This is a genomic window from Variovorax sp. OAS795 (genome assembly GCF_040546685.1).
Classification (GTDB): Bacteria; Pseudomonadota; Gammaproteobacteria; order Burkholderiales; family Burkholderiaceae_C; genus Variovorax.
Window position 1 is genome coordinate 4,334,834 of the sequence record NZ_JBEPOH010000001.1, and the last position, 16,215, is coordinate 4,351,048.

A 16,215-nucleotide genomic window follows, 5' to 3' on the forward strand; every position below is an offset into this window, starting at 1 on the left:
ATCGGCCCCCGCGCCTGTCGTCAGGCGGACCGTGAGGCGGTGAGAACGCGCAGGACAGGCAGGGCTCAGGCGGCCACGGCCATCCGGCCGCGGCCGATGCCCAGGCGCGCCGGCGAAACGTACTGCTCGCGGTAGATCTCGAAGGGCATGGTGTCGGCGGCCTCGATGCGTTTCTGCTCCTGGATCGATTCTTCCGTCATGCGCTCGAACTCGGCCTTCTGCTGGTCCGAGAACGGCAGCGCCAGCAGCGTGGTGCGGGTCTGCTCGGACTGTGCACGCACGAAGCCGATGAACGAGTTGCCGTGCCGCTCCTCGATGGCGGCCAGCACGCGCGCCGAAGGCAGGCTGTCGGGGTCCTGCAAGGCGGAAAGCGCCGCGCGCACCGCGTCGGCATGCTGCGTGCCGCCGTTCGCGGCATCGAGCGCCGCGGCAATCGGCAGGCACTGCTCGACCAGTTCCACGCCCCAATCGGTCAATGGCACCTCGCGCCCGCTGCGCAGGAGCTTGAGGCCGGGCTCGCGCCCGCATGCGGCGGTGAGATGCTGGTTGTGGGCGAGTTCGGCAATTTCCTGCGGCGTGTCGACCGGGCTGTCGCTGAGCAGGCACTGCAGCAGGAAGACGTCGAGAAAGCGCATCGTCTGCGCATTGATTCCCACCGGCTCGAAGGGGTCGAGGTCCATCAGCCGCACTTCGACGTATTCGACCCCGCGCTCCCGCAGTGCATGCAGCGGGCGCTCGCCGGGGTTGATCACGCGCTTGGGGCGGATCGTGCCGTAGAACTCGTTCTCGATCTGAAGCAGGCTGGTGGCCAGCTGGTTGTAGTCGCCGCCGAGGTTCTGGATGCCGATCGCCTCGTAGCCCGGCCACGGCCGCGTGAGCGCGTCCTGCAGCGAGGCGGCATAGCCTTCCAGGCTGTTGTAGCTCACTGCCAGCGAGGCCTGCGCATCGCTCTGGTAGCCGAGACGGCCCATGCGCAAGGACGTGCCGTGCGGCATGAACATGCTGCCGTCGCCCAGCGGCTGCAGCTCGTGCGGGCGGCCAGCGACAAAGCTCGAACACAGCGCCGGCGAGGCGCCGAACAGGTACAGCAGCAGGAAGGCGTGGCGCCGGAAGTTGCGGATGAGCGCGAAATACTGTTCGCTCGACACGTCGGGCAGCGACCAGTTGTAGTGAATGCCCGAGATGGTTTGCATGCGCCGCCCGTAGCGGTGACTCAGGCCCATGCGGTAGACGCTCTTGGCGCGGCCGACGTTGGAGGAACCGTAGCGGCCGATCGGAATGGTTTCATCGGTCGGCAGGCCGCAGGGCATGCTCGACACCCAGAGCCGCTCGTCGCCCAGCGTGTCGAGCACGCGGTAGGTGAACTGGTGCACGCGGGTCAGTTCCTCGAGCGCCGACTCGACGCCCCCGTGCACGCCGGTGATGAGCTCCAGCTGCGACTCGCTGAAGTCGGTGGTGATGTGCGGGTGGGTCAGGGCCGAGCCCAGTGCGATCGGGTGCGGCGTGAGCGCAAGCTTGCCGTCCGGGAGCGCGCGCAGGCTTTCCTTCTCGATGCCGCGGCGCATTCCCTTCAACCGCGTGGTCGGGATTGCACCCAACCTCTCCTGCAATCTGCTGCTCATATTGTTATGACCCGTCATTCTCTGAGGGGCTGGAAGGTAGCACGGCCGCGCGGGCATTGCTGGCGCAGGGAATCCCGTCTTCCGCTATCCTGCGCCGCGCTACGGTTTTGATAGCTGCGCTCATCGGTTCCGCCTGCGGGCAGGATCAGAGGATCAGCCGCGTCCCGCCGCGAGGTCGATCTCTTCCGACTGGTAGACCGACATCTGCGGCATGCCGTCGGCCATGCCGGCCATTGCCTTGGCAAACGCGCGCGAAGCCTCGACGCGAAAGTGCGCCTTCAGCGCCGCCATGTCGCTCCACCGTTCGACGAAGCTGAGCCGCAGCGGCTGCTGCACGTCCGCGCTGACCTCGTGCGAGATGCAGCCGGGTTCGGTGCGCGAGCGCAGCACATGTTCCACGCTGATGGCCAGCATCGCCTGCAGGGTTTCGGGTTTCGCCATGGCGTGTCCGATGACGAGGATCATTGCGTTGTCTCCTTTGTTGCCGCGGATGCGTGAGGGCCCGAAAGCGTCAGGATGCCAGCACGCGCAGAAGAAACCGGTTCAGGTCGGCAATTTCTTCCATGCAGACCGAGTGCGCCATCGTGTACTGGTGCCACTCGACGGGATGGCCGAGCGCGATGAGCGCGTCGCGCGATTGCAGGGCCCGGTCGAGCGGCACCACGGGGTCTTGCCGGCCATGGGCCAGGAAGACCGGCGTCTCGTGGTTGGCGGCATGCCGCTCGGCCGCGGTGGTGGCGGCAATGGGCAGGTAGCCTGAAAGGCCGACGATGCCCGCCAGCCGCTCGGTGTGGCGCAGGCCGGTCATCAACGCCATGGCGCAGCCTTGCGAGAAACCCGCCACCACGATGCGGCCCGCCGCGATGCCGCGGGCCTTCTCGTTGGCGATCAGCGTCTCGATGGTGGCCTGCGAACGGCGCAGCCCTGCCTCGTCCTCGCGCGCGGCCAGGTCGGCCACGGCAATGTCGTACCAGGCAGGCATCTGGTAGCCGCCATTGATGGTGACGGGGATGACCGGGGCATTGGGAAACACGAAGCGAACCGGGCCCACGCTCGAGAGCTCGAGTTCGTTGGCAATCGGCACGAAGTCGTTGCCGTCGGCACCCAGGCCGTGCATCACGATCACCGTGGCGGTGGGATGGGGAGCGGTTTCGATTTCGATCGGGGAACGGGACATGGTCGGTAGAAGGTATTCAGGGACGCGAAAACCAGACCTTAGCGCATTCGGGACGGCCGGGACGCGGACTCACGGAATGCAACACAATGGCGGTTCCGCAAAGAACCCATGAGCCTGCATCCGAAGCCCTCGCCCGCCTCCAACGCGCCCGACAGCGAAACCCTGTTGCGCCAGAGTGGCCTGCGCGTGACGCGCGCTGCGCAAACCGTGCTGGATCTGCTCGCACGCGCCTCGCAGCCGCTCACGCACGACGACATGGTGGCCGCCTACACCGCCGCCGCTGGCGAGGCGCCCGACCGCGTGACCATCTACCGCGTGCTCGACCGCCTGGTGGAAGCGGGCCTGTGCGATCGCCGCGTGGGCGCCGATCGCGTCAACCGCTTCTCGCGCCACGTGGAAGCCGCTTCGGGCCACATCTTCGAATGCGACCAGTGCCACAAGGTGCTCGCGCTTCCATCGGATCCCGAGCTCCCCAAGGTGATGAGCCGCCTGGGCCGCGAGCTGCGCAAGCAAGGCATCGACACCCGCCACACCGCGCTCACGCTGCACGGCACCTGCGGGGAATGCAGGGGCTGAAATCCGGCTTTCAGCGCTCCCCGGCATGAAGTCCTGCGCGATGCAACTGCAACCACCCGGCCTGCCCGTTCTCTACAGCTTTCGCCGCTGCCCCTATGCGATGCGCGCGCGGCTGGCAATGGCCGCAAGCGGCGAGCGCTGCGAGCTGCGCGAAGTGGTGCTGAAGAACAAGCCGGCCGAGATGCTTGCCGCCTCGCCCAAGGGCACCGTGCCCGTGCTGGTGCTGCCCGACGGAGCGGTGCTGGAGCAAAGCCTGGACATCATGCGGTGGACCCTGCACCGCAACGACCCCCTGCGATGGCTGGAGCCCGACGCTGGAACGCTGGCCGCCATGCTCGCGCTCGTGGCCGAATGCGACGGCAATTTCAAGCTGCAGCTCGACCGCTACAAGTACCCGGGCCGTTTCGCCGGGTTGTCGACCGATGCGCGCGGACGGGGCGCTCAGTTCCTGTTGCACCTCGATGCGCGGCTCGCCGACACCGGCCAGCTGTTCGGTGCGCGTGCTTCCTTGGCGGATGCCGCCATCGTGCCGTTCGTGCGGCAATTCGCGATGGTGGAACCCGCGTGGTTCGAGGGCGAGCCCTGGCCGAACCTGCGCGCCTGGCTCTCGGGCTGGACGGGCTCGCCGCTGTTCGAACGTGCGATGCGCAAATACGCACCGTGGAACGCCGGCGAAAGCGGCGTGGCCTACCCGCCCGCCTGATCAGCCGAAGTTCGGCGCCCGCCGCTCGCGCAGCGAGGCCACGCCCTCCCGCACGTCGGCGCCTGCAAAGCCCATGAATTCGAGCGCCAGCGACGCATCGAAGGTCGGCCCCGCCTGGCGCAGCCAGTTGTTGAGCGCGTACTTGGTGAGGCGGATCGCGCTCTGGCTGCCGGCCGCCAGCCGGTCGGCCACTTCGTAGGCGCGCGGCAGCAGGTCGGCCTCGTCCACCGCCAGCGACACCAGGCCGATGCGCTCGGCCTCCTCCCCGCTCACCGGCTCGCAGAGCAGCAGGTGGTACTTGGCCTTGGCCATGCCGCACAGCAGAGGCCAGACGATGGCTGCGTGGTCGCCCGCGGCCACGCCCAGGCGCGTGTGGCCGTCGACGATCTTCGCGGTCTTGGCGGCAATGGAGATGTCGGCAAGGAGCCCCGCCACCAGCCCGGCGCCCACGGCCGGGCCGTGCATGGCGCTCACGATGGGCTTGTCGCAGTTGATGAGGTTGTAGACCAGATCGCGCGCTTCCTTCCACACGCGCTGGCGCACCGTGTCGTCGGTGGTCATGTCCTGCACCATCGCCAGGTCGCCGCCGCCCGAGAAGCCCAGCCCTTCGCCGCGCAGCACCGCGCAGCGCACCGTGTCGTCGGCCGACACGTCGCGCCATATCTCGGCCAGTTCGCGGTGGCCGTCATGGCCCGCCGTGGGCAGCTTGCCGTTGGCGGCGCGCATCTGGATGTCGAGCACCGCGTCGCCGGTGCCGCGGCGCGTGATGGCAAGGGTCTGGTAACGGGCGTAGTCCATGGCGTGTCTCCGCCTCGCGTTATCGCGAGGACATTCTTGCGTCGAGCGACGGGAGGCTTATTTTCGCGCCGCCATGTCGCGGCAGCGCTGCACGTTGGCATCGAAGCGCTGCGCCAACCCGGGTTCGCACCCGTCGCCCGAGGGGTTGAGCTTGCACATGCCGACCACCACGTAGTCCATCACCGCGTCGGTGCACATCGGGTACTTGGCCAGGTCGGGATTGGCCTGCGCCTTGAAGCCCCAGCGCTCCGAGAACTGCACCGTGCGCGCCATTGCGCCGTGGAAGAAGCTGCGGTCCCTGGCCGCGATGGCCGCCTCCATGCGAGGCAGTTCCTCGTTCAGGTAGCCCATGGAATCCATCGGAAAGTCGGAGGGCGCCTGCTGCGCGCCGGCGATGGATGCGGCCAGGCAGAGCAGCGGCACGGCGACGAAGGTGCGCAGCGTCAAGCGCGAAGCGGCCAGGAGGTGGGTCGGGCGGTGTGGTTGCATGGCTCTGGATTTTGCAACGTCTGGAAGCAACTTTGCGTGGCGGGCGCCACGCCTACTTGCCTTTTTTCTGCCGGTCGAACTTGCGCCAGTACTGGAATTCGTCCTCGTGCACTTCGAGATCGACTTCCGAGATGCGCGACTGCAGGCGCTCCTGCACGTCAGCCACGGCCTTGTTGTAGACCAGGGGGCCGACCTCCTCCAGGAAGAACCCGAGCAGTGCGCCGGCCGCGATGTTGCCGATCTTCTCGTCCATGTTCTCGTTGAAGTAGCGCTCGATCGAGGCGATGGCCTGCTGGCGCGCTTCCCTGGATATTTCGATGGTCATTGCGGACTGTTCCACGGTTCTTGAATGGGCCGGTCGATTGTGCCGCTACCATGCGCTGCGGGCGCGAGCGGCCCGCTGCACAAAGACCTACAACACGGAGACGCCTCATGAAATTCAGCACGGCCCTGTCGACGGCCATTTCGACCGCCCTGGCCCTGGCCGCCCTTGCCGGCTGCACCAACCTCACGCCCACCGCTCCACAGCGCCAGCTGATGCTGGTGGCGAACGACGAGAAGCAGTCGTGGAGCGATGCCGGCGCCGTCATCTTGGGCCCGATGGGCCGCGACACGGTGCAGGTGCTGGACATCGGCACCGACCCGCTCGCACCCCGGCTCGTCGGCACGCTGCAGCTGGACAACACCATCGCCGGCCCCCCGACCAATCTTGCGATCACGCCGGGCGAAACGCTGGCGCTGGTGGCCAACTCGCTCAACGTGGTCGAGGAGAACGGCGTGCGCAAGCAGGTGCCCGACAACCGCCTCTTCGTGATCGACCTGACCACCACGCCGCCCAAGCTCATCGACACGCTCACCGTGGGCAAGCAGCCTTCGGGCATGTCGATCAACCGCGCGGGCGACCTTGCGCTGGTGGCCAACCGCGCCGACAACTCGGTCAGCGTGCTGCGCATCGCGGGCAAGAAGGTGACGCTGATCGACACGGTGGCCATGAACGATTCGGTGGCGCACGTGCGCTTCACGCCCGACGGCAAGCGCGCGCTGGCGGCCAAGTTCCCGACCCACAAGATCGCGCTGCTCGAGGTGAACGGCGAGAAGGTCAGCTACAACAAGGTGGACCTCGCGGCCGGCCTCTGGCCCTACAACGTCGACGTGACGCCGGACGGCAAGCTCGCGCTCACGGCCGACAACGGCAACTCGGGCGCGTCGGACGGACAGATCGACACCGTGAGCGTGATCGACCTCGAAGCCGTGCCGCCGCGCGTGGTCGACAAGGTGGTGGTGGGCGACGGCCCCGAGGGCCTGGCCGTGAGCCCCACGGGCCGCCATGCCGTGGCCGTGCTCCTGCGCGGCAGCAACGCCGCCAAGAACGCCTATTTCTACAACCGCAATGGCTCGGTGGTGCTGCTGAAGATCGACGGCAAGAAGGTGACGCGCGCCAACGAAGTGGTGGTGCGCGGCCTGCCCGAAGGCGCCGTGTGGAGCGCCGACGGCCAATACCTGTACGTGGGCAACTTCATCGACCAGGACATCACGATCCTGCGCGTGGACGGCGACACGCTGGTGCCCACGGGCAAGTCGTTCCAGCTGCAGGGACATCCGGCCGCCATGCGCGGGACAATGTCGCACTGACCCCGCGAACCGAGCTGAACCGCAACGCCATGGCGCAACCCAAACGACCACTCCGCACGCTGGAACGCGGCATTCTCTGCCTGGCGATCGGCGCCGCCGTCCTGCTGGGTCCGCGCTTCCTGCAAGGCACGCGCTGGTTCGACATGGTCGCGGGCGCCTACCTGGTCGGCTGGTTCGCGCTGGCGCTGGGCGTGGCGCTGGTGGCGGTCAGCCTTTTCAAACGGGGCAAGTAACGGGGCCTCAGGCCTTCTTGCCGCGCAGCTTGCCGGCGAGCTCCACGCACGCCAGCACGATGGCGCCGGCCACGATGCCGACGCCTGCGTTCACCCCCATCGACCCGAGCGCGCCGAACACGCCGCCCGTGGCCTTGGCCCAGTCTTCGACCGCGTGGCCGAACGCAGGCACGCCGTGCACGAGGATGCCGCCGCCCACCAGGAACATGGCTGCGGTGCCGGCAATCGACAGCCCCTTCATGAGCCAAGGTGCCGCCGCCAGAATGCTGCGGCCGAGCGCCTGCGCAGCCTTGCTGGCCTGCCGGCTCAGGTAGAGCCCGGCGTCGTCGAGCTTCACGATGCCGGCCACGAGCCCGTAGACGCCGATGGTCATGATCAGCGCGATGCCCGCGAGCACGGTGAGCTGCGTGACGAAGGACTGGCCCTGCACGGTGCCCAGCGTGATGGCGATGATTTCCGCCGAGAGGATGAAGTCGGTGCGCACGGCACCCTTGATCTTGTCCTTCTCGACCGCTACCACGTCGACGGTTTCGTCGGCCACGGCCCGCTCGTGGCGGGCGGTGTCGGCGTCGTGCGCCTGCTTGTGCAGGAACTTGTGCGCGAGCTTCTCGAAGCCCTCGAAGCACAGAAATGCGCCGCCCACCATGAGCAGCGGCGTCACCAGCCACGGCAGCCATGTGCCGATGGCCAAGGCCGCGGGCACCAGGATGAGCTTGTTGACGAAGGAGCCCTTGCACACGGCCCAGACCACCGGGATTTCGCGCTCGGCCTTGACGCCGGAAACCTGCTGCGCATTGAGCGCGAGGTCGTCGCCGAGCACGCCGGCCGTCTTCTTGGCGGCCACCTTGGTGAGGATCGACACGTCGTCCAGGACGGTCGCGATGTCGTCGAGCAGCAGAAGCAGGCTGGTGGCCATGAGCAAGGGTCGGTATGGAAAAAAGAACCGGCGAGCTTAGCCGCAAGCGCCGTCCGCGCCGGCAATACCCGTACGCGGCAGCCCCGCCAGGGGCGGCCGCGGTGTCAGGCGACGCTGCGCTTGAGGCGGATCTCTTCGACCCGCACCGTGCCCAGCGCGGTGGTCTTGGCCGTCTTCATTTCGCGCTTGAAGCCGGCGAGCTCGTGGAAGCGCATGGCGCGGTCGTTGCGAATGGGCACCCACACGGTGACCGTGGTGCAGCCCTCTTCCTCCAGGCCTTCGCGCGCGGCGTCCCACAGGGCGACGCCGATGCCCTTGCCCCAATGCTCGGGCTTTACGTAGATGGCCCAGATCTCGCCCGTGGTGGACGGCGTCTTGGGATCGCGCGAGCGGTCGAAACCGACGAAGCCGACGATCTCGTCGTCGAGCACCGCCACCTGCACCTGCGGCTCGCTGAACTCGATGGCTTCGCGCCACTTGGCTTCGCGCGACGCGGGAGCCAGCAGGCGCAGCTCTTCTTCGGGCAGGATGCCTTCGTAGGCGGCCTTGGCGGCCAGGGCGTGGACTTCGGCGACGGCCTTGGCGTCGCGCAGGGTGGCGGGGCGAACTTCGTAATCGGACATGGATGCGGAAAATCAGATGGAACCGGGTATTGTCGCCGCACCGCTAAACTGCCCGCTACTTACGCCGCATACGCAGCATCAAAAGGAGTCGATATGGCCAAAGGTCAACAACGCGCGAACAAGGAAGCCAAGAAACCGAAGAAGGACACTTCTCCGCCCAAGCCGGTGGGCACCGGCGGCATCGAGCCCGTCCGCACGATCACCACGGCGGTGATTCCGCGCGGCAAGCTCAAGAACAAGTGACCGACGAGGCACCGGCGGTGCCGCCACCGGCGCCCGCCAAACCGGCGCAGCCGCGCAATCCGTTGCACGGGCTCACGCTGGAGGCCATCGTCACGGCGCTGGCCGAGCACTACGGCTGGGAACAGCTCGGGGAGCTCGTTCCCATCCGCTGCTTCGCCATCGACCCCAGCGTGGGCTCCAGCCTCAAGTTTTTGCGCAAGACGCCTTGGGCGCGCGAGAAGGTCGAGAGCCTCTATCTCTTCATGCTGCGCGAACAGCGCCGCGAGCAACAGCAGCAGCCTCCCGCGCGATGAGGGTTCGACTCGAACCGTCGGGCCTGGCCTTCGAGGCCGAGCCCGGCACCACGCTCCTCAAATCGGCCGAGGCGGCCGGCATCGAGATGCCGAGCTCCTGCCGCAACGGCACCTGCCGCACCTGCATCTGCCAGCTGGTGTCGGGCGCCATCCGCCACGTCATCGAATGGCCCGGCCTGAGCGCCGAGGAAAAGGCCGAGGGCTGGATATTGCCCTGCGTGGCCGAGGCGCAAGGCGACCTCACGATCGATGTGCCCAAGGCGTTCTCGGTCTTCTGAAGAACACCGCACCGCTTCGCGCTACTTGGCGGCCGCCGAAGGAATCGCCACCACCAGCCGGTCGCGCTGCGCCAGCGACGGGAACAGCTTGAACCAGCCCAGCGCCACCATCATGGTGCCGACGCCGCCCAGCACCACCGAGCCCACCGGTCCCAGCAGCGCTGCGGTGGCACCCGATTCGAACTCGCCCAGCTGGTTGCTGGCGCCGATGAAGATCGAGTTGACGGCGCTCACGCGGCCGCGCATCGCATCAGGCGTCTCGAGTTGCACCAGGGTCTGCCGGATCACCACATTGACCATGTCGGCACCGCCCGACACCACCAGCGCGATCAGCGAGATGGCGAAGCTGCGCGAGATGCCGAACACCACCATGCACAGCCCGAAGAGCCCCACCGCCATCAGCAGCGTGCGGCCGATGTTGCGCTCGATGGGGCGGCGCGTGAGCGCGATCGACATCACCAGGGCTCCCACCGCCGGCGCCCCGCGCAAGAGGCCGAGTCCCCAGGGGCCGGTATGCAGGATGTCCTTGGCGTAGATCGGCAACAGCGCCACCGCGCCACCCAGCAGCACCGCGAACAGATCGAGCGAGACGGCGCCGAGCACGGGCTTGCGCCGCCAGATGAAATCGACCCCGGCGAACACGGTGGCCAGCGTGACCGGCTCGCGCGCGGCCGGCGTATGGGCATAGCGCAGCCGCAACACCAGCGTGCAAGCCACCGCGAAGCACAGCACGCTGGCGCCGTACACCACCTGCATGCCGGCCACGAAGAGCAGCCCGCCCAGGGCCGGCCCGCCGATGATCGCGCCCTGCATGCCGGCCGAGCTGAAGGCCATCGCGCGCGGCAGCATGGTGGGCGGTACCAGGAGCGGCGTCAGCGCCTGCTGCGCCGGCATCTGGAAGGCACGCACCGCGCCCAGCACCAGCGAGAGGCCGAGCAGCAGGCCGCGCGAATCGAAGCGCTGCAGCACCGCAAGCAGCAGCACCAGCGCGACCAGCCCCTGCACCGCGAAGCAGGCCGCGACGATGCGCCCGCGGTGATGGCGGTCGACCACGTGCCCGGCCAGGAGCGCGAGCAACAGCGCGGGAACGAACTGGTAGAGGCCCACGAGCCCGAGGTCCCAGGCGCTGCCGGTGAGCTCGTACATGTGCCAGCCGATGGCCACCAGGAGCATCTGCGAGGCCGCCGTGCCGAAGAGGCGGGCCACCCACATCCGCATGAACGGGCGTTCGCGCGTGAGTTCGGAAAAGCTCGGCGGCCGGGAAGCAGGAGCGGAGGCGGGGCCTGACATTCGTTCGAGGATAGCCGAGGCACCATGAGCCGCGCATGAGCACGGGCTCTCTACACTCTGGCCACCCATGCCGCAAACCGACGCCGCCGCCGCCATCGACCTGGTCTACGAGGACGCACACCTGCTGGTGCTGAACAAGCCCGCCGGCCTGCTTTGCGTGCCCGGGCGCGGAGAAGACAAGCAGGATTGCCTCAGCGCGCGCGCCATGCGGCAGTGGCCCGATGCACTGATCGTCCACCGGCTCGACATGGCCACCAGCGGCCTCGTGCTGATGGCGCGCGGCGCCGCCATGCAGGCGGGCCCTGGGCGATGCCTTTGCCGAGCGCCGGGTGCACAAGCGGTACGAAGCCATCGTCGATGGCGCGATGCCCGTGAAAGACGAGTGGTCGGTGATCGATACGCCCCTGATGGCCGACTGGCCGCGGCGTCCGCTGCAGAAAGTCGACCCGGCGGGCAAGCCCAGCATCACGCGCTGGCGGGCAATGCATTCATCGCCGGCAGCAAACGCCGCGGCCACGCACGTGGAGCTGGAGCCGCTCACGGGACGTTCGCATCAATTGCGCGTGCACCTGCTCTCGATCGGCCATCCTATTCTGGGCGATGCGCTCTACGGCAGTGAAGAAGTCCAGGCGCGTGCGCCGCGCCTGCTGCTGCATGCGAGCGAGCTGGGCTTCGTGCATCCCGCGACGCAACAGCCTCTTCGGTTCGAGCGCGCGCCGGACTTCGCGCTCAGCCGCCCTTGACCACCAGCACCGGCATGGGCGCGTCCTGCAGCACACGCTGCGTGACGCTGCCGAGCAGCAGCTTCTCGATGCCGCTGCGGCCGTGCGAACCCATGACGATCAGGTCGGCCGCGATGGCAATGGCGGTGTCGACGATGCCTTCGTGCACCACGTGCCCGTCGATCACGCGCTGGTCGCTGTGCAGGCCTTCGGCCGCGAGCGCCGCAACACCGCGTGCCAGCGCTGCATTCGCACTGGCCGTGGCCGCCGCCAGGTATTCGTTCTGCCCCAATGCATAGTCCGCCCCCACGCCGATGAAGGGATAGTTGTCGATCACGTGGATCAGCGTGATCCGGCTTCCGAACGCCAGCGCCAGGCCGCTGGCCTTGCTGACCGCGAGCATGGAAGTTTCGGAGCCGTCGATCGGAACCAGGATGTGATTGAACATGGCGGACCTCACTTTATCGTTCGCGGACAGGCGCGGCTCGCAACCGAACCGTCCCTCGAATTTACCCCCTGCGCGGAGGCGTGACTGTAGGACTCAAGCCAGCGGGCTCAATCCCCCTGGAAACCCTGAGCGCGGCAAGTGACGACCAGGGTATCGCGCCAGCCGGCGGCACCCTCTTCGATCGGCTGGATGGGTGTGGACTCGTGGATCACGCGCGCATCGTCGAGCAGCAGCAGCGTCCAAGGTTCGGTCATGGTGAAGCGCTCGCCGCGCCGCCCGTTGGCTTCGAAGACGCGCGTCTCGCCGCCCTTCACGCCGCTGCGCCCCACCAGCGCCACCGCCACCAGGTCGACACCGTCGCGGTGGGCGCCTTCGGGTGTGGGCCGGCCGATGCCGCCCGCCGTGTCGATGCGGAACTGGTGCGCCTCGACGAACCATGGCTGCGCCGCGTTTCCGCGCATGCCGCTCGCGGCCTCGGCCAGGCGTTGCAGCAGGCGCTGCCAAGCCGGCTGCGCCACCGTCGCTTCGTGCATGGGCGCGAACCAGCGCTGCATGCCGCCATGCAGCGCGTTGTATTCGACCGGCTGCCAGTGCGCGCGGTGCGGCACCTGGGCAATCGCCTCGCCCTGGACCGTGAAGCACGCATGGCGCCGCGTCCGGTAGCGCCCCCCGTCCTTCAAATACTCGTCCGGTGGAAGATCGTTCCAATCGGCATGCAGTGCCTCGAGCTGCGCGATCGGCACGCCGAGCCACTCGCTCACGCCTTGCGGGCTCAGCACCGCATAGCCCTGTTCGCGCAGGCCGGCCGTGAGTTCGGCGGGCGCAACGAACGGCGGGGCGAACGCGGCCGTGGTCACGAGGCAGTGACTTTCACGTCTTTCCAGAATGCCACGCGGTCGCGGATTTCCTCGGCTTCGGGCTTGGGATCGGCGTAGTACCAGGCGGCATCGGCATGGAGTTCGCCGTTGACCAGCAGCGAGTAGTAGCTGGCCGTGCCCTTCCAGGGGCAGGTGGTCTTGTGGTTGCTGAAGGTGACGTGATCGCGGTTGAGCGCGCTCATCGGGAAATAGTGGTTGCCTTCGACGAGCACGGTGTCGTCGCTTTCGGCGATGGTGACGCCGTTCCAGGTTGCTTTCATTTCTTGCTCTCCACGGGGGAGGGATATTGTGCCCTTTGCTTTTGGCATAGCTTTCTGTCCGGGTTACTTGGGCTTTTGGTTCTTTCCCGAGGCCGGGATATCCGCCCGGCGGCGGACTCACTTTCTTTTGCTTCGCCAAAAGAAAGTAAGCAAAGAAAAGGCGACCCTACTGTCTGCGTCCCTCCGCTTCGCTGCGGGCAACCTGCGGTGCTCGACTCCGGCGGGGGTCCGCAGAACTCGCTTCGCTCAAACAGCTGCGGCCCTGATCCCGCCTCCATCTGCGCTCCTCGGCGCATACAGAAGGGGTGGGAACGGGCAGCCTTCGCTCCCGCTCGGCCCAGAGACCAACAGCCAATACCAACCCCCGCGGCGCGCAGCGCCGGGGGGCTGGTGGCCGAGCGAAGCAAAGGCCCGTGCGGTTCCCCCGCCCCTCTGTATGCGCCGAGGAGCGCAGGGTTTCGCGGATCAGGGCTCGCAGCTGTTTGAGCGAAGCGAGTTCTGCGAGACCCCGCGAAACCCGAGCACCGCAGGTTGCCCGCAGCGAAGCGGAGGGACGCAGACAGTGGGGTCGCCTTTCTTTTGCCTACGTTTCTTTGGCGAAGCAAAGAAAAGTAGGTCGCCCGCCGGGGCGAGTCCCGGCCTCGGAATCTAAATCAGGCCCCCAACCAATGCACACTGAAAAGCCTCTCCGGATCCGTCCAGACCGCCAACGGTCGGAAGCCCGCCTTCACAGCCAGCGCCCGCAACCCATCGACAGTGAACTTGTGCGAGTACTCCGTATGGATCGTCTCGCCTTCCTCGAAGCCGAAGCGCTCTCCGCTCAACGAAACCGTCTGCGCCCGCCGGCTCACAAGATGCATCTCGATGCGCTGCTTCGGCGCGTTGTAGAACGCCGCATGCGCGAAGCCGTCGATGTCGAAATCGGTGTCGAGCTCGGCATTCGCGCGCCGCAGCAGATTGAGGTTGAAGGCGGCGGTCACGCCTTGCGCGTCGTTGTATGCCGCATGCAGGCGCGCGGGGTCCTTCACCAGGTCGACGCCGATCAGCAGGCCTCCGCCGCGCAGCATCCGCGCTGCCAGCTGCAGGAACGCCAGGGCCTCGTCGGGCTCGAAGTTGCCGATGGTGGAACCCGGAAAGAATCCCACGCGCTTGCCCGCACCGGGCAGTGGTGCCGGCAGCACCAGCGGCATCGTGTAGTCGGCAGCAATGGGCTGCACCGCGAGCCGGGGGTAGTCGGCCTTCAGCCGCTCGGCGGCGGCCTCGAGGTATTCGCCCGAGATATCGATGGGCAGGTAGCGCCGGGGGGACTCGAGCGCATCGAGCAACAGCCGCACCTTGGTGAGGGAGCCGGCGCCGAACTCCACGATCTCCGCGCCGGGCCCGATCTGCGCTGCGATCTCGCCGGCACGTTCACCGAGGATGCGCAGCTCGGTTCGCGTGGGGTAGTACTCGGGCAAGTCGCAGATGCGATCGAACAACTGCGAACCCGCCGCGTCGTAGAAGAACTTGGGTGAAATCCGGCGTGGCTTGCGCGCGAGGCATGCCTGCATCTCGCGGCCGAACTCGGAAAGCGGCACGGCGGAGACCGCGCTGGTCGCCTCGGGCGGGCGCTGCTGCGGTGCGGCGGCGAATGAGAAGGAGGACGAAGAAGTTGGATTGCGCATGATTTCAGAGGTCTTTCGCGAGGCGCAGCCCCGAGAACTGCCAGCGCGCGGCCGGCGGAAAGAAGTTGCGGTAGCTGGGCCGCGTGTGCCCGGGCGGGGTCGCCACGCTGCCGCCACGCAGCACCAATTGGCCCACCATGAACTTGCCGTTGTATTCGGCCGCGATGCCGGGCATGGGACGGAACCCCGGGTACGGATCGTAGGAGGACCGCGTCCATTGCCACACATGGCTGTTCATCTGGGAGATGCCGGGCACGTCGAAGGCGGCCTCCCATTCGAACTCGGTCGGCAGCCGCGCGCCGGCCCACTCGGCATAGGCGGCGGCCTCGTAGAAACTGAGCTGCGACACCGGCGCATCGGCCTCCATGGGCCGCACGCCGTGCAGCCCGAACACATGCCAGCCGCCCTGCTGCTGCTGGGCCCCGAGCCGCGGATCGTCCGCCGCGAGCCAATACGCCGGATGCCGCCAACCCTGCGCCTGGACCGCGGCCCAGCCGTCGGAGAGCCAGAGTTCGGGCCGCTGGTAGCCGCCGTCGGCGATGAACTGCGCGAAGTCGCCGCAGTTCACCAGCCTGTCCGCAATGGCATAGGGCTGCAGCAGCGCCGAATGGCGCGGTGTCTCGTTGTCGAAGGCAAAGACCTGCTGCGGTCCCTCATGGCCGACCTGGACCACGCCGCCGGGCTGCGGCAGCCAGCGCATCGCCGCCGGCACGGCGGCAAGCCGCAGCGCGGGACCGGCGGCAGGCTTGTAGGCCGGCAGCAACGGGTTGCAGGACAGCGCATGAAGAATGTCGGTGAGCAGCAGCTCCTGGTGCTGCTGCTCATGGTGCAGGCCGAGTGTGACGATGGGTTCGATGGCGGTCCAGCCCTGCTCGCCGGCGTCGCCGTCGAGCAGGGCGAGCACCGCCTCGTCGACATGGCTGCGGTAGGCATGCACCTCGTCCACCGACGGCCGCGTGAGCAGCCCGCGGTGGGGCCGCGGATGGCGCGGGCCCAGCGCCTCGTAGTAGGAATTGAAGAGGTAATGAAAACGGGTATCGAAGGGCCGGTAACCCGCGGCGTGGGGCTGCAGCAGCACGGTCTCGAAGAACCACGTCGTGTGCGCCAGGTGCCACTTGGTCGGGCTCGCGTCGGGCATCGACTGGATGCATTGGTCCTCGGCGGAGAGCGGGGCGGCGAGTGCCAGGCTGGCCGCGCGCACTTCGCGGAACTTGTCGCGCAGTGCGCTTGCCGCCTGGGCGTTCGGCCGGGAAAGCGTCATGGAGTCTCCAGTCGGGTCAACCGCAATTTGTAGCCGATCGGTGTTGCAGCGCCGCGTAGGACAAGGGCTCGCCTGCCCTGTTCCGCGGGGGTTGCCGCATCGGCGGGGG

General features: G+C 67.7%; 21 protein-coding genes and 1 pseudogene. 8 read left to right on the forward strand and 14 right to left on the reverse strand.

Going from position 1 to position 16,215, the window contains the following annotated elements:
- Positions 1-65: 65 nt before the first annotated feature.
- The 3 genes from gshA to ABID97_RS20975 form a co-directional block, all read right to left on the reverse strand.
- Entirely contained in the window at positions 66-1,622 is a 1,557-nt protein-coding gene (gene gshA / locus ABID97_RS20965) for a glutamate--cysteine ligase (RefSeq protein WP_354400482.1), read from the reverse strand.
- A gap of 153 nt (positions 1,623-1,775) precedes the next feature.
- Positions 1,776-2,087 (reverse strand): putative quinol monooxygenase, encoded by a 312-nt coding sequence (locus tag ABID97_RS20970; protein ID WP_354400483.1) that lies wholly within the window; start codon positions 2,085-2,087, stop codon positions 1,776-1,778.
- A 46-nt stretch (positions 2,088-2,133) separates the two neighbouring features.
- The gene (locus tag ABID97_RS20975) at positions 2,134-2,799 is read right to left on the reverse strand and encodes an alpha/beta hydrolase (protein ID WP_354400484.1); all 666 of its coding nucleotides are present in this window, start codon (positions 2,797-2,799) and stop codon (positions 2,134-2,136) included.
- Positions 2,800-2,907: 108 nt separating this feature from the next.
- Between ABID97_RS20975 and ABID97_RS20980 the strand changes: the two genes are divergently transcribed.
- Together ABID97_RS20980 and ABID97_RS20985 are read left to right on the forward strand one after the other, a co-directional pair.
- Positions 2,908-3,375: a Fur family transcriptional regulator gene (locus ABID97_RS20980; RefSeq protein WP_354400486.1), complete on the forward strand. Its 468-nt coding sequence runs from the start codon at positions 2,908-2,910 to the stop codon at positions 3,373-3,375.
- 40 nt (positions 3,376-3,415) lie between these two features.
- Entirely contained in the window at positions 3,416-4,078 is a 663-nt protein-coding gene (locus tag ABID97_RS20985; RefSeq protein WP_354400487.1) for a glutathione S-transferase, read from the forward strand.
- On the opposite strand, the gene ABID97_RS20990 is transcribed toward ABID97_RS20985, so the two are convergent.
- From ABID97_RS20990 to ABID97_RS21000, 3 genes are read right to left on the reverse strand one after another with little or no spacing between them, the layout of a single operon-like run.
- Positions 4,079-4,876, reverse strand: a complete 798-nt coding sequence (locus ABID97_RS20990) for an enoyl-CoA hydratase/isomerase family protein (RefSeq protein WP_354400489.1) — start codon at positions 4,874-4,876, stop codon at positions 4,079-4,081. It lies immediately after the preceding gene.
- A 57-nt stretch (positions 4,877-4,933) separates the two neighbouring features.
- Positions 4,934-5,365, reverse strand: a complete 432-nt coding sequence (locus tag ABID97_RS20995) for a hypothetical protein (protein ID WP_354400491.1) — start codon at positions 5,363-5,365, stop codon at positions 4,934-4,936.
- A 52-nt stretch (positions 5,366-5,417) separates the two neighbouring features.
- Entirely contained in the window at positions 5,418-5,690 is a 273-nt protein-coding gene (locus tag ABID97_RS21000) for a DUF2164 domain-containing protein (RefSeq protein ID WP_354400492.1), read from the reverse strand.
- A gap of 107 nt (positions 5,691-5,797) precedes the next feature.
- On the opposite strand from ABID97_RS21000, the gene ABID97_RS21005 reads away from it, so the two are divergent.
- Both ABID97_RS21005 and ABID97_RS21010 read left to right on the forward strand, forming a co-directional pair.
- The gene (locus tag ABID97_RS21005; RefSeq protein WP_354400493.1) at positions 5,798-6,997 is read left to right on the forward strand and encodes a YncE family protein; all 1,200 of its coding nucleotides are present in this window, start codon (positions 5,798-5,800) and stop codon (positions 6,995-6,997) included.
- Between the two features lie 29 nt (positions 6,998-7,026).
- Positions 7,027-7,230: a hypothetical protein gene (locus ABID97_RS21010; RefSeq protein WP_354400494.1), complete on the forward strand. Its 204-nt coding sequence runs from the start codon at positions 7,027-7,029 to the stop codon at positions 7,228-7,230.
- 7 nt (positions 7,231-7,237) lie between these two features.
- On the opposite strand, the gene ABID97_RS21015 is transcribed toward ABID97_RS21010, so the two are convergent.
- Positions 7,238-8,146 carry a DUF808 domain-containing protein gene (locus ABID97_RS21015; RefSeq protein WP_354400495.1) on the reverse strand — a complete coding sequence of 303 codons (909 nt, stop codon included), beginning with the start codon at positions 8,144-8,146 and terminating at the stop codon, positions 7,238-7,240.
- Between the two features lie 104 nt (positions 8,147-8,250).
- Positions 8,251-8,769, reverse strand: coding sequence for a GNAT family N-acetyltransferase (locus tag ABID97_RS21020; protein WP_354400496.1), 519 nt, complete (start codon positions 8,767-8,769; stop codon positions 8,251-8,253).
- Between the two features lie 93 nt (positions 8,770-8,862).
- Between ABID97_RS21020 and ABID97_RS21025 the strand changes: the two genes are divergently transcribed.
- From ABID97_RS21025 to ABID97_RS21035, 3 genes are read left to right on the forward strand one after another with little or no spacing between them, the layout of a single operon-like run.
- Positions 8,863-9,012, forward strand: a complete 150-nt coding sequence (locus tag ABID97_RS21025; RefSeq protein ID WP_015866429.1) for a hypothetical protein — start codon at positions 8,863-8,865, stop codon at positions 9,010-9,012.
- On the forward strand, positions 9,009-9,305 hold the full coding sequence (locus ABID97_RS21030; protein WP_354400497.1) for a VF530 family protein: 297 nt from the start codon (positions 9,009-9,011) through the stop codon (positions 9,303-9,305). The genes ABID97_RS21025 and ABID97_RS21030 overlap by 4 nt, the downstream gene beginning before the upstream one ends.
- Positions 9,302-9,583, forward strand: coding sequence for a 2Fe-2S iron-sulfur cluster-binding protein (locus ABID97_RS21035; protein ID WP_354400498.1), 282 nt, complete (start codon positions 9,302-9,304; stop codon positions 9,581-9,583). The genes ABID97_RS21030 and ABID97_RS21035 overlap by 4 nt, the downstream gene beginning before the upstream one ends.
- A gap of 21 nt (positions 9,584-9,604) precedes the next feature.
- On the opposite strand, the gene ABID97_RS21040 is transcribed toward ABID97_RS21035, so the two are convergent.
- Entirely contained in the window at positions 9,605-10,873 is a 1,269-nt protein-coding gene (locus tag ABID97_RS21040; protein ID WP_354400499.1) for an MFS transporter, read from the reverse strand.
- A 67-nt stretch (positions 10,874-10,940) separates the two neighbouring features.
- Between ABID97_RS21040 and ABID97_RS21045 the strand changes: the two are divergent.
- Positions 10,941-11,616 (forward strand): annotated as a pseudogene (locus ABID97_RS21045) (RluA family pseudouridine synthase).
- On the opposite strand, the gene ABID97_RS21050 reads toward ABID97_RS21045, so the two are convergent.
- From ABID97_RS21050 to egtB, 5 genes are all read right to left on the reverse strand, one after another.
- Positions 11,603-12,043 (reverse strand): universal stress protein, encoded by a 441-nt coding sequence (locus ABID97_RS21050; RefSeq protein WP_055799091.1) that lies wholly within the window; start codon positions 12,041-12,043, stop codon positions 11,603-11,605. The pseudogene ABID97_RS21045 and the gene ABID97_RS21050 overlap by 14 nt on opposite strands.
- Positions 12,044-12,150: 107 nt before the next feature.
- On the reverse strand, positions 12,151-12,900 hold the full coding sequence (locus ABID97_RS21055; RefSeq protein ID WP_354400501.1) for a 2OG-Fe dioxygenase family protein: 750 nt from the start codon (positions 12,898-12,900) through the stop codon (positions 12,151-12,153).
- Complete coding sequence (locus tag ABID97_RS21060; protein WP_354400502.1) at positions 12,897-13,181, reverse strand: DUF427 domain-containing protein; 285 nt, start codon at positions 13,179-13,181, stop codon at positions 12,897-12,899. The genes ABID97_RS21055 and ABID97_RS21060 overlap by 4 nt, the downstream gene beginning before the upstream one ends.
- 653 nt (positions 13,182-13,834) lie before the next feature.
- The gene (gene egtD / locus ABID97_RS21065; protein ID WP_354400503.1) at positions 13,835-14,845 is read right to left on the reverse strand and encodes an L-histidine N(alpha)-methyltransferase; all 1,011 of its coding nucleotides are present in this window, start codon (positions 14,843-14,845) and stop codon (positions 13,835-13,837) included.
- 4 nt (positions 14,846-14,849) lie between these two features.
- Entirely contained in the window at positions 14,850-16,106 is a 1,257-nt protein-coding gene (gene egtB, locus ABID97_RS21070) for an ergothioneine biosynthesis protein EgtB (RefSeq protein ID WP_354400504.1), read from the reverse strand.
- Between the last annotated feature and the right edge of the window lie 109 nt (positions 16,107-16,215).